This window comes from Brevibacterium otitidis (genome assembly GCF_042429315.1).
Lineage (GTDB): Bacteria > Actinomycetota > Actinomycetes > Actinomycetales > Brevibacteriaceae > Brevibacterium > Brevibacterium otitidis.
Genome location: NZ_JBHMAU010000052.1, coordinates 50,848 through 73,190, shown reverse-complemented (window position 1 = coordinate 73,190; position 22,343 = coordinate 50,848). Strand labels below are relative to the sequence as shown.

General features: G+C 68.8%; 17 protein-coding genes. 6 read left to right on the top strand and 11 right to left on the bottom strand.

Translation table 11 applies throughout. The features are described 5' to 3' along the window. Window positions 1-174 precede the first annotated feature (174 nt). The 7 genes from ACFFN1_RS08260 to ligA form a co-directional block, all read right to left on the bottom strand. Window positions 175-1,308 carry a hypothetical protein gene (locus ACFFN1_RS08260; RefSeq protein ID WP_376840207.1) on the bottom strand — a complete coding sequence of 378 codons (1,134 nt, stop codon included), beginning with the start codon at window positions 1,306-1,308 and terminating at the stop codon, window positions 175-177. Between the two features lie 158 nt (window positions 1,309-1,466). After that, window positions 1,467-2,945, bottom strand: a complete 1,479-nt coding sequence (gene gatB, locus ACFFN1_RS08255) for an Asp-tRNA(Asn)/Glu-tRNA(Gln) amidotransferase subunit GatB (protein WP_376840206.1) — start codon at window positions 2,943-2,945, stop codon at window positions 1,467-1,469. A gap of 9 nt (window positions 2,946-2,954) precedes the next feature. Further along, window positions 2,955-4,469, bottom strand: a complete 1,515-nt coding sequence (gene gatA, locus ACFFN1_RS08250; RefSeq protein WP_376840205.1) for an Asp-tRNA(Asn)/Glu-tRNA(Gln) amidotransferase subunit GatA — start codon at window positions 4,467-4,469, stop codon at window positions 2,955-2,957. A gap of 2 nt (window positions 4,470-4,471) precedes the next feature. Continuing rightward, window positions 4,472-4,777 (bottom strand): Asp-tRNA(Asn)/Glu-tRNA(Gln) amidotransferase subunit GatC, encoded by a 306-nt coding sequence (gene gatC, locus ACFFN1_RS08245; RefSeq protein ID WP_376840204.1) that lies wholly within the window; start codon window positions 4,775-4,777, stop codon window positions 4,472-4,474. A 58-nt stretch (window positions 4,778-4,835) separates the two neighbouring features. Next, window positions 4,836-5,273, bottom strand: a complete 438-nt coding sequence (locus ACFFN1_RS08240) for a hypothetical protein (protein ID WP_376840203.1) — start codon at window positions 5,271-5,273, stop codon at window positions 4,836-4,838. Between the two features lie 112 nt (window positions 5,274-5,385). Then, complete coding sequence (locus tag ACFFN1_RS08235; protein ID WP_376840202.1) at window positions 5,386-6,906, bottom strand: AAA family ATPase; 1,521 nt, start codon at window positions 6,904-6,906, stop codon at window positions 5,386-5,388. Window positions 6,907-7,114: 208 nt separating this feature from the next. Further along, complete coding sequence (gene ligA / locus ACFFN1_RS08230) at window positions 7,115-9,394, bottom strand: NAD-dependent DNA ligase LigA (RefSeq protein WP_376840201.1); 2,280 nt, start codon at window positions 9,392-9,394, stop codon at window positions 7,115-7,117. 273 nt (window positions 9,395-9,667) lie between these two features. Here ligA and ACFFN1_RS08225 point away from each other — a divergent pair, with 273 nt between their 5' ends. From ACFFN1_RS08225 to ACFFN1_RS08210, 4 genes are all read left to right on the top strand, one after another. Continuing rightward, window positions 9,668-10,615 (top strand): metal ABC transporter substrate-binding protein, encoded by a 948-nt coding sequence (locus ACFFN1_RS08225; protein WP_376840200.1) that lies wholly within the window; start codon window positions 9,668-9,670, stop codon window positions 10,613-10,615. Window positions 10,616-10,845: 230 nt separating this feature from the next. After that, a complete protein-coding gene (locus tag ACFFN1_RS08220; RefSeq protein ID WP_376840199.1) occupies window positions 10,846-11,562 on the top strand; it encodes a metal ABC transporter ATP-binding protein in 717 nt (238 codons plus the stop codon). Next, entirely contained in the window at window positions 11,559-12,503 is a 945-nt protein-coding gene (locus ACFFN1_RS08215) for a metal ABC transporter permease (protein WP_376840198.1), read from the top strand. Before ACFFN1_RS08220 ends, ACFFN1_RS08215 begins: the two co-directional genes overlap by 4 nt. Beyond that, complete coding sequence (locus ACFFN1_RS08210; RefSeq protein ID WP_376840197.1) at window positions 12,500-13,591, top strand: metal ABC transporter permease; 1,092 nt, start codon at window positions 12,500-12,502, stop codon at window positions 13,589-13,591. Before ACFFN1_RS08215 ends, ACFFN1_RS08210 begins: the two co-directional genes overlap by 4 nt. 951 nt (window positions 13,592-14,542) lie before the next feature. On the opposite strand, the gene ACFFN1_RS08205 is transcribed toward ACFFN1_RS08210, so the two are convergent. The 3 genes from ACFFN1_RS08205 to ACFFN1_RS08195 all read right to left on the bottom strand — a co-directional run bounded on the left by ACFFN1_RS08205 (window position 14,543) and on the right by ACFFN1_RS08195 (window position 19,172). Next, entirely contained in the window at window positions 14,543-16,585 is a 2,043-nt protein-coding gene (locus ACFFN1_RS08205) for an alpha/beta hydrolase family protein (protein WP_376840196.1), read from the bottom strand. A 122-nt stretch (window positions 16,586-16,707) separates the two neighbouring features. Further along, window positions 16,708-17,886, bottom strand: a complete 1,179-nt coding sequence (gene mnmA / locus ACFFN1_RS08200; protein WP_376840195.1) for a tRNA 2-thiouridine(34) synthase MnmA — start codon at window positions 17,884-17,886, stop codon at window positions 16,708-16,710. Further along, the gene (locus ACFFN1_RS08195; protein WP_376840194.1) at window positions 17,883-19,172 is read right to left on the bottom strand and encodes a cysteine desulfurase family protein; all 1,290 of its coding nucleotides are present in this window, start codon (window positions 19,170-19,172) and stop codon (window positions 17,883-17,885) included. The genes mnmA and ACFFN1_RS08195 overlap by 4 nt, the downstream gene beginning before the upstream one ends. Before the next feature lie 47 nt (window positions 19,173-19,219). Here ACFFN1_RS08195 and ACFFN1_RS08190 point away from each other — a divergent pair, with 47 nt between their 5' ends. Together ACFFN1_RS08190 and ACFFN1_RS08185 are read left to right on the top strand one after the other, a co-directional pair. Further along, window positions 19,220-19,570 (top strand): hypothetical protein, encoded by a 351-nt coding sequence (locus tag ACFFN1_RS08190; RefSeq protein WP_376840193.1) that lies wholly within the window; start codon window positions 19,220-19,222, stop codon window positions 19,568-19,570. Window positions 19,571-19,581: 11 nt separating this feature from the next. Further along, window positions 19,582-19,980, top strand: a complete 399-nt coding sequence (locus ACFFN1_RS08185) for a hypothetical protein (RefSeq protein ID WP_376840220.1) — start codon at window positions 19,582-19,584, stop codon at window positions 19,978-19,980. 417 nt (window positions 19,981-20,397) lie between these two features. Here the strand turns inward: ACFFN1_RS08185 and ACFFN1_RS08180 are convergent, their stop codons facing one another. Next, window positions 20,398-22,269 carry a DUF8094 domain-containing protein gene (locus ACFFN1_RS08180; RefSeq protein WP_376840192.1) on the bottom strand — a complete coding sequence of 624 codons (1,872 nt, stop codon included), beginning with the start codon at window positions 22,267-22,269 and terminating at the stop codon, window positions 20,398-20,400. Between the last annotated feature and the right edge of the window lie 74 nt (window positions 22,270-22,343).

The window sequence follows — 22,343 nt, the reverse complement described above, 5'->3', positions numbered from 1 at the left end:
GATCACGCGCTCCACTGCCGTGCGCACGATGGTGGACGGTCAGCAGCCGATTTGCGTTTCGTGTCGAATCGAGACATCTCGATTCCTCACGAAAAGCACGGCGTCGGGCCTGAATGTGTGCGTTTCGTGCAGAATCGACGCTCGTCGACTCGACACGAACAGCACAATTGCTGATCAGGACAGGTGGCGCTGCTCGCGGTTCTGACCGAGCTTCTCCCCTGCTCGGTTCAGGCCGAACTGCTCGTCGACCTGCTTCTGCGCACGGGCGATCTTCGAATCCAGCTCATCGAGATCGTCGAATCCCTCGGCGGTGACGGTGAGCTCGCGCAGCAGCTCGTTGATCGACTCGGCATGCGCCTCGGCTTCGATGTTGAGCTCCTGCAGCCGCCAGTCGGCGTTCTCGTCGTCAGCGGTACGCGAGATGACATCGAGCACCCGGCTGCCGATCTCCCGGGAGCGCTCGGTCTGGTCGAGCATGAGCAGCTGCTGGTCGAGCTTGCGCAGCCGCTCATAGTAGGCGTTGAGCGCCAGCACCCGGTCGACCATCGAGGAGAAGGCCCGCGTCAGGTGCCGCAGGTAGGTGGCCAGCTGCTTGTCCGTTGACAGGTCGGCCGGGGTGCCGCCGCCGGCGATGACATTGTTCTGCCGCATGTGCTCCAGCTCAGTGCGGAGCTCGACGAGTTCGACGAGCCGCCGTCCGATCGAGGCCACCGCATGGTCGAGGTCGACGCGGGAGACGTGGTCCTGCATGATCGGGTGGGTCCAGGCGCGCGTGCGGGCGATCTTCTGCGCTGTGGCGACGGTCAGGTGAAACAGCCGCTGCTCATCGGTGTCCTGGCCCTTCGTCAGTCCCGGCATCCAGCCCAGGCGCTCAGGAGTGATCCACTCGGCAGCACTGGCGGATTCCTTGGCGCTGCGGTCGAGCCGACGCGGGTCCTTGCGGTACTTCCAGCCGGTGTAGCCGGCACCGGCAGCCGAGATCATGCCGATGATGCCAGTGGTGATGACGCCGCCTTCAGGCACGGAGTCGAAGACGCTGATGAGCACAGTCGGCAGTGCGGCGATTCCCGTCGCGATCACGCCGGCCGTGGTGGCGGCTGCGAACTTCACCCGCGAGCCGATGAGGTTGCGTGACATCCCGGCGGTGACGAGCTGGGAGCCCGGCTCGGTGGCATCGACGCGGTAGCTGCGTGCGCGCCAGACCTTGCGGACGTCTTCGGAAACGGAATCAGGCACGAGGATCCGGTAGGTCGGCAGCGTTCCAGCACAGCTGCGCTCCCACAGGGACTTCCACGAGATCGTGGCCATCTGCACTCCTCCGGTGAGCAGGCGGGCGAGGTTGCCGTCAGTGTACGCCGCCGGCCTGAGGCTTCACTGAACGCAGACGGCTGCAGCACACATGCGCCCGCAGCGAACCGAAGTCCGCTGCGGGCGCATGAGCCGCATCAGCCTGAGGGCTGGGCGGGTCAGCTGTTGATCTTTGCCATGATCATCTCGCGGGCCTTGCCGGCATCGGCCTGACCGCGGGTGGCCTTCATGATCGGGCCCATGAGAGCGCCGATCGCCTGCATCTTGCCGCCCTTGATCTTCTCGACGACATCGGGGTTCGCAGCGATCGCCTCATCGACGGCGGCTTCGAGCGCGCCGTCGTCCTGGACGATCTCCAGTCCTTCGGCCTCCATCACCTCGGTCGGGCTGCCCTTGCCGTCGATGACACCGGCAAGGACCTTGCGAGCGAGCTTGTCATTGAGCTTGCCGGCCTTCACCAGGCCCGCCAGCTCGGCGACATGGGCCGGGGTGACGAGCGTCGTGACTTCGGCGTCCTCCTGCTTGGCCGTCCGGGCGATCTCACCGGTCCACCACTTGCGGGCGGCAGCCGGCTCAGCACCGGCAGCGACCGTCTGTTCGATGACGTCGAGCAGACCGGCGTTGATGACATCGCGCATCTCGAGTTCGGAGAAGCCCCACGCATCGAGCAGGCGGCGGCGCTTGGCCGCCGGCAGCTCCGGCAGGTCGGCGCGCAGCTGCTCGACCCACTCGCGGGCCGGCTCGACCGGCACGAGGTCCGGCTCCGGGAAGTAGCGGTAGTCATCCGAGTCGGACTTCACGCGGCCCGAGGACGTCTCGCCGGTCTCCTCATGGAAGTGGCGGGTCTCCTGCAGCACCTGGTCACCGGCTTCGAGCACAGTGGCCTGGCGGGCGATCTCGTAGCGGACGGCACGCTCGATCGAACGGAAGGAGTTGACGTTCTTCGTCTCCGTCCGGGTGCCCAGCGGCGCCTCGGGCGATTCGCGCAGCGAGACGTTGATATCGGCACGCACATTGCCCTGCTCCATCCGCGCCTCGGACACCCCGAGGGCGCGGAAGATGTCACGCAGGGTGCGCACATAGGCGGCTGCCACCTCGGGCGCGCGCTCCCCGGTTCCCGTGATGGGACGGGTGACGATCTCCACGAGCGGCACGCCGGCGCGGTTGTAGTCGACCAGCGAGTACTCCGCGCCGTGGATGCGGCCGGAACCGCCGACGTGGGTGTTCTTGCCGGCGTCCTCCTCCATGTGAGCGCGCTCGATGTCGACGGTGATGATCTCGCCGTCTTCGAGCTCGACCTCCAGCGAGCCGTCATAGGCGATCGGCTCATCGTACTGGGAGGTCTGGAAGTTCTTCGCCAGATCCGGATAGAAGTAGTTCTTCCGGGCGAACCGGCAGGACTCGGCGATATCGCAGCCGAGCGCCAGACCGATCTTGATCGCATACTCGACCGCAGTCTCGTTCACCACCGGCAGCGCGCCGGGCAGGCCGAGCGAGACCGGGGTGACGTTCTCGTTCGCGCCGACGCCAAAGCTGTTGGGCGCCGCATCGAACATCTTCGTCGCGGTGCCGAGCTCGACGTGCACCTCGATGCCGAGCACCGGGTCGTACTTCCTGATCGCGTCTTCGTACTTCATCTCACGTCCTCACAGTTCCGGCGCGGCGGCGAGCACGCCAGCCCCGCGAGTCTCGTTGACGGCAGCCTCGATGCCGGCGCCGACCTCATACAGGCGGGCGTCCTCACGGGCCGGGGCGAGCAGCTGGAAGCCCACCGGCAGACCGTCGGCCACACCGGCCGGCACGCTCATCCCCGGCACGCCGGCGAGATTGGCCGGGATGGTCGCGACATCGCCGAGGTACAGCGACATCGGATCCATCTCCTTGGCCGCACCGAGCGCGAAGGCCGTCGTCGGCGCAGTCGGCGAGACGAGCACATCGGCAGCGTCGAAGGCCCTGGCGAAGTCGCGCTGCACGAGCGTGCGGACCTTCTGCGCCGAACCGTAGTAGGCGTCGTAGTAGCCGGCCGAGAGCGCATAGGTGCCGAGGATGATGCGGCGCTTGACCTCCGCGCCGAATCCGGCGGCACGGGTGGCGGCCATAACGGTCTCTGCGGTGACCGGGCCCTCCTCGGGCTCGACCCGCAGACCGAAGCGCATGCCGTCGTAGCGGGCGAGGTTCGAAGACACCTCCGAGGGCATGATGAGGTAGTAGGCCTCAACAGCGTAGGCGAAGCTCGGGCAGTCGATGTCGACGATCTCAGCACCTGCGGCCTCGGCGATCGCGAGCGCCTCGTCGAAGGCGGCCTGCACGCCGGGCTCCACACCGTCACCGGTGAGCTGGCGGATGACGCCCAGCCGCTTACCGGCCAGGCTGCCGGAAGCAGCCCCGGCCTCGGCGGCGGCGAGGAAGCCGGGCGCCTGGTCGCGCAGGGACGTCGAGTCGTGCGGATCGTGGCCGGCGAGCACCTCGTGCAGGGCGGCGGCATCGGCGACGGTGCGGCCCATCGGGCCGACCTGGTCGAGGCTGGAGGCCATCGCGATGACCCCGTAGCGGGAGACCGAGCCGTAGGTCGGCTTGACGCCGACGGTGCCGGTGAAGGCGGCCGGCTGGCGCACGGAGCCGCCGGTGTCGGTGCCGACGGACAGGGGCGCCTGGTAGGCGGCCAGCGCTGCTGCGGCACCGCCGGAGGATCCGCCGGGGACCTTCGCGCTGTTCCACGGGTTGGCCGTCGGGCCGAAGGCGGAGTTCTCGGTGGTGGCACCCATGGCGAACTCGTCGAGGTTCGTCTTGCCCAGCAGCGGCATGCCCGCCTCCTGGGTGCGGCGGTAGACGGTGCCGGAGTACGGCGGCACCCAGCCTTCGAGCATCTTCGAGGCAGCGGTCGTCTGCACACCTTCGGTGACGATGAGGTCCTTGTGCGCCACCGGCACACCGGCGAGCGCGTGCAGCTGCTCACCGGCGGCCCGGCGCCGGTCGGCGTCGGCGGCGGTGGCCATGGCGGCATCGGCGGTGACGGTGATGAACGCGCCGATCTGCTCCTCGACGGCGCTGATTCGGTCGAGGTGGGCCTGGGTGACCTCCGCCGAGGTGTAATCGCCGGCCTGCATGCCGGCAGCGAGTTCGAGTGCGCTCAGGCGCGTGAGATCAGTGAGATCGGCCATGCTCACTCCTCCCCGAGGATCTGCGGGACGAGGAACTTGCCGTCTTCGCTGGCCGGCGCGCCGGAGAGCGCCTCATCGACGGTGAGCGTCTCGCCGACGGTGTCCGGGCGCATGACGTTGCTCAGCGGAATCGGGTGGCTCGTGGCCGGCACCTCGTCGGTGGCGACCTCCTGGACGGCGGCCACGCTGGAGAGAATGGCGTTGAGATCGCCGGTGAGCGCGGCCTGCTCCTCATCTGTCAGGGCGATCCGGGCGAGGTCGGCCAGCTGGCTGACCTCAGCGGCGGTGATCGCGGATGTCTGCGACATCGTCACCCCTTCTGTGTCTTCGTTCGTGTCACAGATGAGTCTAACCGCCGGCTGGGCCTCAGGCGTCCTCGCGAATGTAGCCGGAGACTTCGGTGAAGAACCGGGCGGCCGCCTCGGGGGTGGCGTGGCCGTTGGCGACAGCCCGCCGCAGGTCGGCAGCGAGGCCCTCCACCCGCTCAGTCGCGCTCTCCTTGGTCGCCGCGCCCGAGGCGGGGGTGTCCTCGTCATCATCGTCGTCCCGGCGGGTGGGCCGGGTCGCCGCGCCCGAGGCGGTGGGCAGGTAGGCGGCCTCCGGGGCGGCGGTGGGTCCCGCCTCGGCGACGGCGTCCCGCCGGGTGTCGCTGGTGTCGTCGCTGTCAGCGGCGGCTTCCTCGACAGCGATGGCAGGGGTATCGGGAAGTGCCTGCGTGTCGATCAGCCGGGTGACGTGGCCGGAGCCGAAGACGGTGCCGGAGACGAGTGCCGAGCCGATGACGAGGCGTGCGAGAATCCACATGCGAGCAGTCTGGCACCTGCAGTTGGTGGCCCGCTTCGCCCCGGCTGAGTCTTCGCTGAACCGGTGGCAGGGCGGCCCGTTCGTGGTCCGGGGGTGCGTCAGGGCTCGGGCGTCAGGAACCGGCGGTGCCGAAGTCGGTGGCACCGCCGGCGAACTCGTCGGCACCAGCGCTGCCATCGAAGTCCTCGATACCGGCGCCCAACCCCTCATCCACGCCCCCGCTGGCGAGCAGTGAGGCAGTCAGGCGCTCCTCATCCCCGCGCAGCTCGGCGACTGCCGCCAGCAGCGAGGCATCATCGGCGTCCCGCCCATCGAGGGCAGCGAGGACGACGGAGCGGCGCACAGCTTCCTTGACGAAGGAGGCGGTGACTCCGGCGGTGCGCTCGGCGGCCTCATCGAGGGCGGCCGGGCTGAAGCTCAGCTGCTGGGAGTACAGCTCGAACAGCGCACGGCGGGCCGACGTGTCCGGGCGCGGGATCTCGACAGCCAGGTCGATGCGGCCCGGCCGCTGCACGAGCGCCTCCTCGAGCGCCTCGGCGCGGTTGGTCGTGAGGACGAAGGCGACATCAGCATCACCGGCCAGCCCGTCGAGCGCGTCGAGGACTTCGAAGAGCAGCGGCCGGGTGCCTTCGGAGAAGTCGCGGGACTCGGCGACGAGATCGCAGTCCTCCAGCACCACGATCGCCGGCTGCAGGGCGCGGGCGGTCTCGGCGGCGAGGCTGATCGCCTCCAGGCTCTCCCCGGAGAGCATGATGACGGTGGTGCCGACGCTCAGCCCTATGAGGTGGCGGACGGTGTGGGTCTTGCCGGTGCCGGGCGGGCCGTAGAGTAGGATGCCGCGCTTGAGGTGCTGCCCGGCAGCCTGCAGCCGCTCGGCCATCTCGGAGATGCCGAGCACGTGGCGGCGGATCCGCTCCAGCGAATCGGCCGGCAGGATCACCTGGTCGGCGGCAATCTGCGGGCGAGGATGGAACTGCACCGCCTGGGCCGCCTCGCCGAAGGCTCCTCCCCCGAAGGTCACAACCTGCCCGCGCAGGGCCGAGCGGGCATTCATCGCCTCGGCGATCTCGGTGAGCACCGCCTCGGCGGCGGCATCACCACCGGCGAGGATCGAGACATAGGAGACAGGCTCGCCGAACTCGCCGGTGCGGGCCTGCAGGAGTGCCATCGGCTGACCGTCGCGGACGAAGAGGGACACCGCCTCCGCGGCGACCCGGCGGCGCGCCTTGGGATCGGTGGGCACCGACTCGTACTGCACGGCGCCCGGAGCGAAGCCCTCGTAGCGGTTGGCGATGAGCTCGGTGAAGTCGTAGGAGGCCTCTGAGGTGTTGATGCCGTGGATAGTGCGGTCGTCGCCGAGCACCGCCTCGATGGCGATGTCGAGGTCAGCGTAGCGCCAGATGGGGAACCGCTTGGCGACTGCTTCGAACTGCTCGGCCGGGCCGCCGAGATGGTCGCTCAGCAGCGTACGGAAGCTCGGGGCCGCAGGGTCGCCGGCGGTGCTGCACTCGGCCATGGCGTCGACGAATGCGGTGAACCGGGAGGCGAAGTCGCGCAGCTCCTCGGGCGTGAAGTTCGGGGTCGAGTCTGGGGTGGCCGGCGAGCTGGGCTGGGTGCGAGGCAAGTCGTTCATGGCGGCAGTGTAGACCGGTTGACCGGGAGCTCTTCCCAGGCAGGGACAGGCGGACGAGCAAGTGCGGCTAGCCTGGTGACAGCCGCGGGAGCCGCCGCGGAAACAGCCCCGGCGGAAAAGAGTGTTCAAACTTCGATGGTGAATTGGCCTTTCACCATCGAAGTTTGAACACTCTTTTTGGTCAGTGGGCCATCGAGCCAGCAGGACCTCAGCCGGTCACCGCATCGGGCCCGTTGGCCAGCAGCTTCTCGAATGCCTCTTCGTCGAGCACCGGCACACCGAGATCCTCAGCCTTCGTCAGCTTCGAGCCGGCATTCTCCCCGGCGATGACGTAGTCGGTCTTCTTCGACACTGAGCCGGAGGCCTTGCCGCCGGCGGCGATGATCGTCTCCTTGATGGAGTCGCGGGTGTAGTTCGCCAGCGTACCGGTGGCCACGATCGTGAGCCCAGCCAGGGTCTGTGGACGGCCGGAGTCCTCCGGTGCCTCGTCCTCCATCCTGACTCCGGCAGCTGCCCACTGGTCGGCGATCGCGGCATGCCAGTCGACGGTGAACCAGTCGTGCAGGGATTCGGCGATGACCGGCCCGACCCCGTCGATCTCGGAGAGCTCCTCGACCGAGGCGGCACGGATCGCCTCCATCGAGCGGAAGTATCCGGCAAGCGCCCGCGCGGAGACCGGTCCGACGTGACGGATCGACAGTGCCACGAGCACTCGCCACAGCGGTCGATCCTTGGCGCCGGCGATCTGTTCGAGCATGCGTTCGGTGTTGGCCCGCGGCTTGGAGCCGTCTTTGGTGTAGAAGTACGGCACGAGCTCGCGTTCGCCTTCGGCTGCGTCCTTGCCGCGCTTGTCCTGCCAGACCTTGACGCCGGCAAGATCCTCTGCCTGCAGGTCGAACAGTCCGGCCTCATTGGCCAGTGGCGGCTCACCTTCTGGTGGACGGGTGAGCGCAATGGCGGCCTCCTCACCCAGCGCCTCGATGTCGAGGGCCGCGCGGGAGGCGAGATACTCGACGCGGTTGGCGACCTGAGCCGGGCAGGTGCGGCTGTTGGGACAGCGTAGGTCCTTATCGCCTTCCTTCTGCTCATACAGCTCCGTGCCGCAGTCCGGGCAGTGGGTCGGCATGACGAACTCCCGCTCCGAGCCGTCGCGGGCGGCAGCCACCGGCCCGAGGATCTCGGGGATGACATCGCCGGCCTTGCGCAGCACGACGGTGTCGCCGATGAGCACGCCCTTGCGCTTGACTTCGTGGGCGTTGTGCAGGGTCGCCTTCTCCACCGTCGAACCGGCCACCAGCACCGGCTCCATCACGGCATAAGGGGTGACCCTGCCGGTGCGGCCGACGTTGACGCGGATGTCGAGCAGCGTTGTCGTCACCTCCTCGGGCGGGTACTTGAACGCCATCGCCCAGCGCGGGGCACGGGAGGTGAAGCCGAGCTCAGCCTGCTCGTCGAACTCATCGACCTTGACGACGATGCCGTCGATCTCGTGCAGCACATCGTGGCGGTGCTCGCCGTAGTAGTCGATGTAGTCGTGCACCTCGTCCATCGACGTCACGACGCGGAAGTACTCGCTGGTCGGCAGACCCCAGGCTTTGAGCTGGGCGTAGACCTCCGACTGGCTCGGCGCCTCCGCGCCCTCACCGCCCTCTTCCGGCTGCCAGGCGGCGATGCCGTGGACGAGCATGTGCAACGGGCGCTGCGCGGTGATCTGCGGGTTCTTCTGCCGCAGTGAGCCGGCTGCGGAGTTGCGCGGATTGGCAAACGGGTTCTTGCCGGATTCGACCAGGGATTCGTTGAGCTTGCGGAACGCCTCCACAGGGATGAACACCTCGCCGCGGATGTCGACCCGGGCCGGGTGGCCGGAGCCTGACAGCTGGGCGGGAATGTCGCCGATCGTGCGCACATTGGCGGTGATGTCCTCACCGGTATGGCCGTCGCCGCGGGTGGCTGCCCGTGTCAGCCTGCCGTGCTCATAGGTGAGGTTGACTGCCAGGCCGTCGATCTTGAGTTCACACAGGTAGCGGCTGGGCGCACGGCCCAGGCCGCGGTTGACACGGGCCGCCCAGTCATCGAGCTCCTCGCGGGAGAAGGCGTTGTCGAGGCTGTACATGCGCTCGGTGTGGACGACCTCGGCGAACAGCTCCGAGTCGACCCCGCCGCCGACGCGCTGGGTCGGCGAATCGGGATCCCGGAGTTCGGGGAAGCGGCCTTCGATGTCTTCGAGTTCGCGCATGAGCGCGTCGAACTCCGCATCAGAGACCGTCGGGGCGTCTTTGACGTAGTAGCGTTCACGATGCTCATCGATCTCCAGGGCCAGCTCTTTGGCGCGCGCCCGCGCAGAGTCGAACTCCCGGCCGTGTGCGGCCGCCTGGGCGATATCGGCTGAGTCGGGGCTGCCGACGATCGCATCGTCAGAGTCGGCAGACGCAGCGGTGTCAGCCGCGGTGGTGTCGGCAGAGACGGTGGTGTCGGTTCCTGAGATCATGAGCTCATTATCCCACCGTTGTCCGGGCAGAGCCGCCGAGGCGGAACGCGGCTCGAGTGTGAGACGCTCCATGCCACGACGCGGGAGGCAGAGCCGCACGATGTGGCATCTGCCACATGGAGGCAGGTCGGGCAACTCAGAAGCCCGCCAGTGCGTCACTCAGCCATTCATTTGCACCAATGATGAGTTGTTCATAAGGTAAGCCTTACCTACGATTCAGGAGTCATGTCCCGTGCAGCCAGCACCACCCGGCTGCGTCGCGAAGGAGTACTCGTGAAGCTTGCATCAATCCCTACCGCTGTTGTCGCCGCGGCCTGCGCCGGCATCCTCGCACTCTCCGGGTGCGCGACGGACTCCGGCTCTGCTTCCGGTGGGGACGGCCCGCTGTCGATCTTCGCGACGACCGGTTACCTTGGCGACGCCGCTCAGCGCATCGCACCCGACGCCGAGGTGGAGGTCCTCGTCAAGGCCGGCGGCGACCCGCACACCTACCAGCCCTCGACCCAGGATCTGGAGAAGATGAAGAAGGCCGACGTCGTGCTGTGGAACGGCCTGCACCTCGAAGCGCATATGATCGATCAGCTCTCCGGGCTCGGCGACAAGCAGCTGAGCGTCGGCGACGCTGTCAGCCAGAACAAGCTGCTGCCGTGGCCGGAGAAGGACGAGGACGGCAACGCACTGCACGATCCCCACATCTGGAACGATCCGGAGCTCTGGGGCGAAGCCGTCACTGCTGCAGCTGAGAAGATCGGTGAGATCGATTCGGAGAATGCGGCTGACTACCGCGCCAATGCCGAGGACTACACTAAGGCCATCACGGAAGCGACCGAAGGCGGCAAGGAGAAGCTCGCAGCGATCCCTGCGGAGAAGCGGATTCTCGTCACCGGCCACGACGCCTTCAACTACTTCGGCCGCACGTTCGACCTCGAGATCCATGCCACCGACTTCGTCTCCTCCGAAGCGGAGAAGTCCGCAGCCGAGATCAACGAGCTCGCCGATCTCATTGCGAAGAAGAAGGTGCCGACGATCTTCGTCGACAATCTGCAGAACCCGCAGGCCATCACCGCCCTGCAGGAAGCCGTCGACTCCAAGGGGTGGAAGACGGCAGTCTCCGACGAGGAGCTCTTCGCCGACACCCTCGGCGACTCCGCACCGACCGACACCTACCTCGGTGCCTTCGAGCACAATGTCGATGCCATCGCCGCCGGTCTGAACAAGTAGTCACCACCGGCACCCACCGGGCACCCGGGCGCATGTCGGCCAGCGGCTCCTGCCGACATGCGCCTGAGCCATCTCTCAGAGATCCTCTTCCCCGCCACCGCAGCTCCTTCCCCGCCACCGCAGCTCCTTCCCTTCCGAGCAGCACCACCGCTTATGTGCAACTCAGCACCACTCCACTCCAGCTCAGCACCCCACTTCGCAGAAAGGCAGCAGTCGAGAAAGGCAACCACATGACTCCAGCCATCAGCATCCGCGACCTCACCGTCGCCTACGGTGAGCGTCCCGTCTTCTCCGGTCTCAGCGCCGATATCGCGCCCGGCCGCATCACCGGACTCGTCGGGCCCAACGGCTGCGGCAAATCCACCCTCCTCGGCGCCGTGCTCGGCAGCGTGCCCGCCCGTTCGGGCAGCGTGACGATCGCCCATGACGCTGCCGCGATCGGCTACATGCCCCAGACCGCCGGCGTGGACTGGGACTTCCCCATCACCGTCGCCGACACCGTCCTCATGGGCACCTATGGGTCGCTCGGCTGGTTCGCCCGGCCGCGCGCTGCGCACCGGCAGCGGGCAGCCGCTGCGATGGAGGAGGTCGGAATCAGCGAGCTGGCCCGTCAGCCCATCGGCGAACTCTCAGGCGGACAGCGCAAGCGCACCTTCCTCGCCCGGCTGCTGGCCCAGGACTCCGATCTGCTCATCATGGACGAGCCCTTCGCCGGCGTCGACACCCGGTCTGAGGCCGCGATCCGTCAAGTGCTCACCCGCCGGCACGCGGCCGGGGCCACGATCGTCCTCGTCCACCACGACCTCGGCGCCGTCTCCGAACTGTGCCATGAGGCGATCGTGCTCGGTGGCGGGCAGGCTGTCGCCGGGCCCGTCGACGAGGTGCTCACCGCCTCCGTCATCGACCGCGCCTACGGTCTGGGCCGCACTCACGAGGTGCTTCAGTGACGCTGTGGAGCCTGCTTGCTGAGCATTCCTACCGGATGGTGCTCGCCGGCACCGGGATCATCGGTCTGGGCGCCGGAGCGCTCGGAGCCTTCACCTACCTGCGCCGGCAATCGCTGCTGGCCGACGTCGTCTCGCACTCCTCGCTGTTGGGCATCGTCGGCGGATTCGCGCTCGCGGTCACCGTCTTCGGCATCGACGGCCGCTCACTGCCGGTGCTCATCCTCGGCGCCGGGCTCGTCGGTCTCGGATCCTCACTGCTGGCCAATGCGATCGCGCGGCGCAGCAGGGTCGGCATCGATGCCGCCATGGCGATCATCCTCGCGCTGTGCTTCGGTGCCGGGATGGTATTCCTCAGACTCATCCAGAAGTCATCCCTGCCGGGCAAGGGCGGGCTGGGCGACTACCTCTTCGGCAGCGCCGCCACCATCACGCGCGCCGATCTCATCACGACTGCCGTGTTCTCCGGTGGGGCGATCATCGTCATGCTGCTGCTGTGGAAGCCGTTCGTGGCCGTGACCTTCGATGCGGCGTTCGCCCGGCAGCTGGGCTACCGGGTCGGCCTTGTCGACGCGGTCATGTTCGCCACGATGGTCATCGCGATCGTCGTCGGCATCAAGGCTGTCGGGGTCATCCTCATGGTCGCCTTCGCCATCGCCCCGCCTGCTGCTGCCCGCCAGTGGACCCAGCGGGTCGGACCGATGGTCGGCCTGTCTGCAACCTTCGGCGCGCTCGGAGCGATGACCGGCACGTGGATCTCAGTGTCGATCGGCTCGGTTCCCACCGGCCCGGTCATCGTCCTCGTGCTCACCTGTCTCGTGCTCGTCTCGCTGCTCTTCGCTCCCCGCCGCTCGCTGGCAGCCCGGTCGCTGCGCGCCCGCCGCGGCCGCGCAGCTCTGCTGGCGGCGCCTGCCACCGCACCCAAGGAGGCCAGCCGCCCATGAGCCTCATCCTCTCTGTCACGCTGCTGACTGCGGCGACCGCGGTGGCCTGTGCGGTGCCCGGCATCTTCGTCGTCATCCGCCGCCAGTCGATGGTCACCGATGCGATCTCGCATTCGGTGCTGCCGGGCATCGTCGTCATGGCGATGCTCACCGGCTCGATCACCAGCCCGTGGCTCGTCGTCGGTGCCGCCGCCTCGGGAGTGGTCGTCGTCGGGCTCATCGAGCTTCTGCGCCACACCCGGCTGCTGGCCGGCGATGCCCCGATCGGCCTTGTGTTCCCGGCGATGTTCGCCATCGGCGTGCTCCTCATCACCGCGAACTACTCCGGCGTGCACTTCCACGTCGAGACCGTGCTTGTCGGCGACCTCAATCTCGTGGCGATGGATGAGATCATCGCCGGCGGCTACAGCTTCGGTCCGCGCTGGCTGTGGGTCATGCTCGGTGTCGGAGCGCTGTCGAGCCTCGTGCTGTGGCTGCTGCGCAAAGAGCTGCTGCTGGCCAGCTTCGACCGCGCCTTCGCCGCGCAGTCCGGCTTCCGGCCGTGGATCGTCGACAGCGTCTTCGTCGTCATCCTCGCGCTCACCGTCACCGCTGCCTTCAACGCCGCCGGAGCGATCCTCGTCGTCGCCTTCCTCGTCGTCCCGGCAGCCACGGCACGGCTGCTGACCGGACGCCTGCGCGCGCTCATCCCGCTGACGCTCATCATCGCCGTCATCTGCTCACTGGCCGGAGTGCTCACGGCCTATGTCACCGATTCTGCGACGGCGGCCGCGACTGCCACCTTCTACGGGGTTGTGTTCCTCTTCGCGTTCATCGTCCTCGATGTCTTCCCCGGTAGGTCGAGGATCGCCGGCTGGGCTCGGCTGCTGGTTCGCTCCAGCAGCCGGGTCCGTGCTGGGCTCAGGCCAGGCCCGCGCACTCCTGCGCCAGCTGCTGCACCGCAGTCAGCCAGCTGCGCGGATGAGCCGACTGCCCCGCAGCAGCCGCCTGCGCCTGCTGACGCGTCAACGGCACCGGCGGCCCGGCGACGAATCCGAGGTCGGCAAGTGCTGCATCCGGCAGACCGAGAGTCTCTGCGACGCCCATAAGCCGGCGCAGCGCGGTCGTGACGTTGAGCCCCGCACCCGAGGTGTCCCCGACTCCCAGCGTCAGCGCCGGAACCGTGTGGCCGGGCTCGGCTCGCCGGTGGGCGTCCCACCAGGTGAAGGCCTGTTCGAAGAGTCGTGCGTCTGTGCGGGCATCGACGTCGATGCCGATGCCGCTGATGCCGGCACCGGTGAGCACCTCGGTGAGGCTGCGGGCCTGCCCGTGGCTGTGCCAGGTCAGCGGTCGGATCCCGGGCAGGAAGACCAGCGTGTGCCCTGCGGCGGAGGCGATGGCCTCGCGGATATCTCGCCAGGCGGTGACCGCCTCTGTCTCGGGCAGCGCCGGCAGGCGTGTACGGCCTGCAGTGGTGGCCAGCTGCCCGGACAGTGCGGCAGCGGCATGCGGCTCATCGAACTGCACGATCACCTGCGCCTCGGGCATGAGGCGGTGCAGGTGCGTGACGTGCTCGCTGAGCCCATGAGCGTAGCCGGCCATGACGTCGCGGCGCGCACCGAGATCGGCCAGCGTCGATTCGCCGCGGGGTTCGAGCAGCAGCGCGGCCAGGCTCACCGGCCCGGGCAGGCTGAGCTTGACCGGACCGGCGAACTCAGCGAACACCTCGGCGGCGGCATCGGCATCCTCCCCGAGCCGGGAGGCCGCCCGGCGGGCGTCGCGGCCGGGCAGGTGGGTCAGCCGCCAGCCTGCGGCAGTGGCTTCGACGGTCAGGTCCGCGCACAGGGCGGCCGCCCGGGCGACGCCCTCACTGCCGGGCCCGGTGGTGACCGCCGGCAGGAACGGAACCGCCGCATCGGCGAGCATCCCGGCAGAGACCCGGGCGGCCTCGCGGACATCGGACTCGGCGCGGGCCTCACCGTCAGCGGGCCGTCCGGCGCTAGTCCAGGCGGCGGTGCTGATCGGCCAGCCGCCGCGCCCGGAGGCGAAGACGCGCTCGCTCACCGGCCGCGCCCCTTCATCCGGGCAGCCGGCAGGCCCGGAGTCGCAAATCCCATGACGCGCCCGTAGAACGACAGCTCCTGTTCGAGCGAATCGGTGACATGGGCCGGCTGAACGAAGCCGTGGGCCTCCCCGCGGTAGAACGTCGCATGATAGGGCAGATCGCGGGCTTCGAGGGCGTCGATGAGCAGCCGGGCCTGGCTCGGCGGGACGATCGGATCCTCGTCGCCCTGGAAGATCGCCACCGGCACGGCGAGCTCATCAAGCAGGTTGACCGGGGCGAGCGCAGCATAACGTTCGGCCTCTTCCGGATAGACGCCGACGAGCCCGTCGAGATAGCGGGATTCGAAGTCGTGGGTCTCCTCAGCCAGGACGCGCAGATCGCCGACACCGTAGTAGCTTGCTCCGGCAGCGAACACCGAGGTGCTCGTCAGGGCGCGCAGCACCGTCCAACCGCCGGCCGAGCCGCCGGAGATCGCCAGGCGCTTGGGATCGGCCAGCCCGGCGTCGACCAGACCGGTGACCGCGGTGACGGTGTCGGCGACGTCGACGATGCCCCACTGGCCCTTGAGCGCATCCCGGTAGGCACGCCCGTAGCCGGTGGAGCCGCGGTAGTTGACGTCGATGACGCCGATCCCCCGCGAGGTGAAGAAGGCGTGGTGGGCCGACACCATCGGCACGGACTGGCCGGTCGGCCCGCCGTGGACGAAGGCGATGTACGGCGGCTTCTCCCCCTCGGGCCCGCGGTATTCGGGGTGGCTAGGCGGGTAGATGATCGCGTGAACGCCGTCGAACTCGCGCACCTCGGCGCGCGGATAATAGGCCGCGCGCGTGCGGTCCGGGGCGGCGGCGGACAGGGCGACCGGTTCGAGCTCGCCGGTGGCCAGCGTGTAGGTGTAGAGCCCGCGGATCCGCTCGGAGGACCCGCCGATGATGAGCGCGCTGCCGTCCCGGTAGTCCTGCAGGCTGATATCGCTCAGCGGGCAGCCGAGCTCCTGGTGTTCCCCCGAGCGCGGGTTGTCCCAGATGAGCCGGCTGGTGCCGAGCCGGGCCGCCGCCAGCAGCCGCGTGCCGCCGTCGACGGGCAGATAGTGCTTCTCCCCCAGCATCCACAGCGGCCCGCCGATCTCGCCTTCGACGGTGAGCAGCGGGTCCTCTTCGGCGGGCATGACGCCCTTCTCGCCGCGGGCCTGGGCGCGGAAGGCCGGCACATCGAGGCCGGTGAGCTGCCAGCGACCGGAGGCATCGGCGGTCACGGCGAGGGTGGTGCGGGAGAGCCACTCCGGCTGCAGCACCGAGACGTCGGGCCGGTGGTAGATCGTCTCGACCGGCCCTGCCGGGGCGCCGGTCTGCGCGTCGAGCGGCTGCAGGTGCACGGCGGTCTCGTCCCACGGCATGTGCGGGTGGTCCCAGCCGATGAAGGACAGCAGCGTGCCGCACGGGCTGATCCGCGGCCACGCGAGGAACCGCGGCCCGCTGGCCAGCCGGTGCGCCCCGGAGCTGTCGAGCGCCACAATGCTGCGGGTGATCGGCTGCTCCGACGCCCGCTGGCTGGCCGCCGTTCCCGAGGCGGTGGCCGCGTTCTCGTGGACCTCCTCGACGGCGAGGATCCGCCCGCCGGAGAAGGTGAGATCGCCGTAGCGCACCGCCAGTCCGGTGGCTGGTGTCAGCGGCTGGGGCACAGCGGTCGGGGCCGGTGCGGAACCGTCGAGCACCGCGGAGATGTCGAGCCGGTAGATGCGCTGGTCATCGGCGTTGACGAAGAACAGCATCCCGGTGTGCGGGTCGACTGCCCAGGCGCAGCCGCCGTACTCATGCACCCGGGAGCGGGCGCTGAAGCTCGGCGGCAGCAGCTGGATCCCATCTCCCAGATGACCGGAGAGATTGGCGACGATGCCGATGCGTCCGGCCTCACCGCTGACACGGGCCGAGCAGACGACGGCACGGCCGATGAAACGGGCGTGATAGACCGGCTCGGATCCGGCAGCGACGTCAGCGGCAGTGATGGGAGACGGCCAGGAACCGTAGGGCGCGGTGGTCATGAGCACAGACTACCGAAACCGCCCCCGGCCTTTCACCGCTGGCCAGCCGGCATCCCACGACCAGCCCAGCCACCACCTCGGGCGCGGCACGCAGCCGACCCAGCCACCACCTCGGGCGCGGTTCAGGCGTCCTGCAGCGCGGCGCTGCGGGCAGTGCGGTCGATCGTCGACTGGCCGAGCACGCGGGTGCCGCGGTAGACGACCATCGTCTGGCCGGCGGCGACACCGGACAGCGGTTCGGCGACGGCGACGTGCATGACCTGGCCGCGCGGGCGCGGGGCCGGCAAACTCTCCTCATGGACCGGCACGCTCTCGTCGATCTCGCCGAGCCATACGCGGGCGGGCACCGGATCAGCGTGGGCCCGGATCTGGATCTCACAGTCGATCGCGGTCTCTTCGCTCGCACCGATATCAGCCGGCGGCCGCCCGCACCACGTGGTGCGGATGCCGTCGAGCCGGTCGACGCGCAGCGCCTGCTTGGGCCCGACGGTCACGGAGTTCTCCGCGACATCGATACCCACGACATAGCGCGGCTTGCCGTCGGCGGCTGGCTTCTCGATGCCGAGCCCCTTGCGCTGGCCGATCGTGTACGTCATCGCACCGTCGTGCTCGCCGAGCACCGCTCCGGATTCGTCCTTGATGAGGCCCGGGCGCATGGGAATCTTGTCGGCCAGCCAGGCCTTCGTGTTGCCGTCCGGGATGAAGCAGATGTCATAGGAGTCCGGCTTGTTCGCCACCGGGAAGCCGCGCTCGGCAGCCTCGGCCCGCACCTCGGCCTTCGAAGCGGAAGCGCCGATGGGGAAATAACAGTGCTCCAGCTGCTCGCTGGTGAGCACACCGAGCACATAGGACTGATCCTTGTTGAGGTCGAGCCCGCGATGCAGCTCCGGCGAACCATCGGCAGCGCGGATCACCTCGGCGTAGTGGCCGGTGGCCACGGTGTCGAAGCCCAGCGCCAGCGCCCGGTCGAGCAGGGCGGCGAACTTGATGCGCTCATTGCAGCGCATGCACGGATTCGGGGTGCGCCCGGCGGAGTACTCGGCGATGAAGTCATCGACGATGTCCTCCTTGAACCGCTCAGAGAAGTCCCACACGTAGAAGGGGATGCCGAGCATGCCGGCGACCCGGTGGGCGTCGCGGGAGTCCTCGATCGTGCAGCAGCCGCGCGAACCGGTGCGCAGCGTCCCGGGCATCCGCGACAGCGCCAGATGCACGCCGACCACCTCGTGACCGGCGTCGACCGCGCGCGCCGCCGCGACGGCAGAATCGACGCCGCCGGACATCGCAGCCAGGATCCTCATGACTGCCCTCCTGCCGGTTCGGCGGCTGCCGCTCCCGAGGCGGAGGTCGCCGCTCCCGAGGCGGAGGTCGCCGTTCCCGAGGTGGAAGCCGCCTGCCATGACAGGGCGGCGGAGACCATGCCGGCCCAGCCGGCACGTTCGACGATGCCCGGCAGCACCTGAAGGAGGGCATCGACATCGGCTTCGGTGGTCTCCGGGCCGAGGGTGAAGCGCTGGACGGACCGGGCGGTGTCCTCATCGGCCCCGCAGGCCATGAGCACATGCGAGGGCCGGGAGACACCGGCCTGGCAGGCCGAGCCGGTGCTGGTGGAGAAGCCGGCGGCATCGAGCAGGAACAGCAGCGAGTCGCCTTCGCAGCCGGGGAAGACCATATGGACGTTGTTCGGCAGCCGCTCCTCACCGCGGCGGCCCGACAGCCGGGCGGCGGGGATGCGCTCTTCGATGCCGGCGATGAGCCGGTCGCGCAGGCGTGCGGTCTCACCGGAATCCTGCTGCCGGCAGGCCAGTGCGGCAGCAGCGGCGAAGGCGGTGGCACCGGCGACGTCGAGGGTGCCGGAGCGGACCTTGCGCTCCTGCCCACCGCCGTGCAGCACCGGCACCGGGGTGACCGCGCGGTCGAGTACGAGCGCGCCGATGCCCACCGGGCCGCCGAGCTTGTGGGCGGTGACGCTCATCGCGGCGACCCCGAGTTCGGCGAAGTTCACCGGCACATGGCCGAAGGCCTGCACCGCATCGGTGTGCACCGGGATGCCGAGCGGCTTCGCGAGCCTGACGAGTTCGGCGATCGGCTGGAGGGTGCCGATCTCGTTGTTGGCCAGCATCACCGAGATGACAGCGGTGCGCTCCGGCGCAGCGGCGATCTCCGCCTCGGCGGCGGCCAGGTCGAGGCGACCGGTGGAGTCGACCGGCAGGATCACGAGTTCGGCACCACAGGATTCGAGCCATTCGGCGGTGTCGAGGATCGCATGGTGCTCGATGCTGGAGACGAGCACGCGCGGGCGGGTGAACGGCCCGGCGGTCGCGCCGTCGTTGCGAGCCCAGAACAGGCCCTTGAGCGCAAGGTTGTCGGCCTCGGTGCCGCCGGAGGTGAAGATCACCTCGGAGGGGGTGGAGGCGCCCAGGCAGTCGGCCAGGGTTTCGCGGGCGGCTTCGATGCGCATGCGGGCAGCCTGACCGTCCGCGTGGAGCGAGGAGGGATTGCCGACGCGGTGGAGTTCTTCCGTGAAAGCCGTCAGCACCTCGACGGGCATGGGCGAGGTGGCGGCATGATCGAGATAGACGCGCACCGACCCCATTCTACGCGGGGCCTGCGCCAAGGTCTAAAATATTGGGCGTGCTCACCGTACTGACCTACACCCTCTTCATCGCCTCGGGCGTCCTGTGCCTGTGGGCGCTCGTGCAGACGATCCGCAACCGACCGGCCACCATCGCGATGCTCGCAGGCGCCGGAGTGGTGCTGCTGCTGCTGCTCGTCCAGCTCGTCGTGTCGATCGTCATGTGGGGACAGTCCGACGACACCGATGGGGTGCTGTTCTTCGGATATCTGCTCACCGCGATCGTGCTGGTGCCGCTGGCCGGGGTGTGGGCGTTCGCCGAGCTCTCCCGCTGGGGTCCGGGCGTGCTGGCCGCCGCTGCTGCGACCGTGGGGATCATGATCGAGAGGATGGACCAGATTTGGCTGTGAGTTATTCGGCGATGCACTCCGGTCCCGGCCGGGGACTGACGGCGGTGTACGGGATCTTCGCCATGGCGGCCACCGCGCGCGCCGGCGTTCAGCTCATCCGCGACTATCAGGAGGCGCCGCTGGCCTATTCACTGTCAGCGCTGGCCGCTGTCGTCTACATCGTCGCCACGGTCTGCCTCGTCATCGGCAGCCGCACCTCACACCGGATCGCAGTGGCGGCTACGAGCTTCGAGCTCATCGGCGTGCTTGTCGTCGGATTCCTCAGCCTCACCCACCCGGAGCTGTTCCAGAAGCCGAGTGTGTGGTCGCTGTTCGGCATCGGCTACGGCTTCGTTCCGCTTGCGCTGCCGATTGTCGGGCTCCTGTGGCTGCGGCGGGTCGGCAAGCGGGTCGCTGCCGAACAGGGGTGACGGGGGTGGCTGTGTTGCCGGGGCTGGCGGCGTTGCGGGGCCTGACAGGCTGGCGGGGCTGCCGGGTGACCGGGCTGCCGGGTGGCGGGGTTGGCCGTCGTCGGGTTCTGCGGCGAGCCTCTGCCACGTCGAGACTCGCCACATCGGGCCTCAACCGCATTGAGCTCGTCGATTCAGCACTCAACGCCTATGTTTCGGCCGGATCATAGTCGTTCAGTGCTGAATTGACGGCCGTCGATTCAGCTCTCAACGCCTATCCCGCGCTCAACGCTGAATCAGGCCACTCCGCCGGGCTGTCCTTATGGAAAACCGCAGCCCGCCAACTCGCAACCCGCCGACACCGGCGCCAACCGACCCCGGCTGCCGGTACCAGCCCAGGAGCAAGCCAACCCGCAGCACGCCGAGCCCGGCCCCACCTCAGTCGGATGTCTCGGCTGACAGCAGGAACCAATCGGAGCCGACAATGAGGTTCGTCTGGTCTGAGCCGAGCAGCATATAGGGGATCGAGGCGTTGATGCGCAGCTTCTTGCCCTTCAGGTCACTCGTCATGACGGCCTTGAGCTCATCGCCGACGTCGATCGACCCACCGGACTTCACCTGCAGCTCGATCGTGCAGCGGACCTCCCCGAAGGACACATCTCCGGTCTCGGTCGTCAGCCCGTAGGAGCCCAGCGGCACACTCGCCTCGTCGTACGGCCCGCAGCTGACGTTGATGCCTTCGAATGCGTCGTCATTGCCGGCCATCTCGTCGACATAGTCGCGGAAGTTGCTGAACGCATCAGAGGCGTAGTCGATGTTCTGGTCGCCGTCCTGCTCCTCGCCGGTCTCCATGTACTTCTGCAGCGCCTCATTGGCACTCACACCCAGCTCGGTGAAGCCATCGCCGGACTGCTTGACCGCCCCCGTCCCGTCGGCCACGAGCGTCGGGACGTTCTCCTGCGGGACGAACAGGCTCTGGGTGACCTGCCAGTCGGCGCCGGCTGATTCGCGGGTGACGAGCATCGCCTGCACGGTCTCGTCATTGTCGGCCGGCTTGCCGAAGGCGATGAACCACATCGGGTACTGCCCGAAGCTCGGCCCACCGGCGACGACCTGCTCGAAGTTCACCGCCGACAGCTCCGTGTCATTGGCCTCGGCGACAAGGATCTCAGCACGCGTGCGATCGAGCAGCGGCGGCGCCTGAATGCTGTCGAGCGACTCCTCATCGCCTTTGAGACTCGCGTCGAGTCGCTCAGTGTAGGTGGTGAGGAACTCGCCGGACTCCCCCGGACGCAGCGCCGGCCGTTCCATCGGCGTGAGCTCCGGGGTCGACGGCTTGGCGATCGGCAGCGGAGAGCAGCCGCTGAGCAGGCCGAGCGCCGCGATCGAGCCGAGCGCCGCCAGCCGCGTGCTGCGCTGCGTCGCGCGGTGCCGGCTGTGTTTCGATGCAGTGCCCTTCTTCGATGCCTTGCCGCTCGCGGAGCCGATGAGTCCCGCCGCCGAGGCGGTGGCACGGCCAGCCTTCGCCCTCGCCTTCCCGGCGAGCTCCTTGGCGCGCGTGCCGAGCCCGGACATGCCCGACCCACCACTGCCGGACCCACCACTGCCAGACCCGCCACGGCCTGATCCACCACCGGACCCGCCACGGCGGCTGGACCAGCTGCTCCCGCGGCCGGCCCCGCGCTGCCGGCGGCGCCTGCGGCCCGGGCGGGCGTCGAACCAGCGCAGCACGAAGAATGCGGCCGTGCCGAAGGCGAGCACCGCCGCCGCCAGCCCCAGCAGGCTGGTGGGGAACACGCCGCCGGTGTCCATCGACAGCGACACGGTGACGTTGTCAAGATTGCCCTCCGGTTCGGCGGGAGCGACGACGATGAGGTCGCCGGTGTCATCGTCGAGGTCGAAGGTGTGCGAGAGCTCGGTGCCGGTCTGCGAGTCGGTCCACCAGTCACGGCTGGCGGCATCGTTAAGCGGCAGCGGCTCGCCGGAGACGAACCGGCTGCTCAGCGGCTGCGGCATATCGACCTCGGTGACTTCCTCGTGGGCGATGCCGGTGAGGTAGCTGTTGACGTCGACGCCGCTGGCGGTGCCCATGAACAGATCCTGCTCCCCGCTGACGTGCAGCGTCGCCTCGGTGTTCTCAAACGGCACGAGCTGCGGGTTGAGCACGTAGGCATAGGCGCCATCGTGCACCTGCGTGGGCGCAGCGTCGACGATGTCGTCGGCACCGACGACCGAGATCGCTGAGAGCGCCAGGCCGGCGAAGACGAGGCCGACGATGGCGGAGAGGCCAGCGAGGATGACGCGAACCACGCGGTTGAGCGGTCCTTTCTCGTGCAGGGGCAGATGGGCAGCGGATCGGCGCCTGCCCGGCAGAGCTCAGTCTG

Coding starts and splice junctions, on each gene's coding strand:
- mnmA (WP_376840195.1), bottom strand. CDS start 17,886: ATGAGGATCCTGGCTGCGATGTCCGGCGGCGTCGATTCTGCCGTCGCG.
- gatA (WP_376840205.1), bottom strand. CDS start 4,469: ATGGCCGATCTCACTGATCTCACGCGCCTGAGCGCACTCGAACTCGCT.
- ligA (WP_376840201.1), bottom strand. CDS start 9,394: ATGATCTCAGGAACCGACACCACCGTCTCTGCCGACACCACCGCGGCT.
- gatB (WP_376840206.1), bottom strand. CDS start 2,945: ATGAAGTACGAAGACGCGATCAGGAAGTACGACCCGGTGCTCGGCATC.
- ACFFN1_RS08240 (WP_376840203.1), bottom strand. CDS start 5,273: ATGTGGATTCTCGCACGCCTCGTCATCGGCTCGGCACTCGTCTCCGGC.
- ACFFN1_RS08205 (WP_376840196.1), bottom strand. CDS start 16,585: ATGACCACCGCGCCCTACGGTTCCTGGCCGTCTCCCATCACTGCCGCT.
- ACFFN1_RS08185 (WP_376840220.1), top strand. CDS start 19,582: ATGCACTCCGGTCCCGGCCGGGGACTGACGGCGGTGTACGGGATCTTC.
- ACFFN1_RS08210 (WP_376840197.1), top strand. CDS start 12,500: ATGAGCCTCATCCTCTCTGTCACGCTGCTGACTGCGGCGACCGCGGTG.
- ACFFN1_RS08235 (WP_376840202.1), bottom strand. CDS start 6,906: ATGAACGACTTGCCTCGCACCCAGCCCAGCTCGCCGGCCACCCCAGAC.
- gatC (WP_376840204.1), bottom strand. CDS start 4,777: ATGTCGCAGACATCCGCGATCACCGCCGCTGAGGTCAGCCAGCTGGCC.
- ACFFN1_RS08260 (WP_376840207.1), bottom strand. CDS start 1,308: ATGGCCACGATCTCGTGGAAGTCCCTGTGGGAGCGCAGCTGTGCTGGA.
- ACFFN1_RS08220 (WP_376840199.1), top strand. CDS start 10,846: ATGACTCCAGCCATCAGCATCCGCGACCTCACCGTCGCCTACGGTGAG.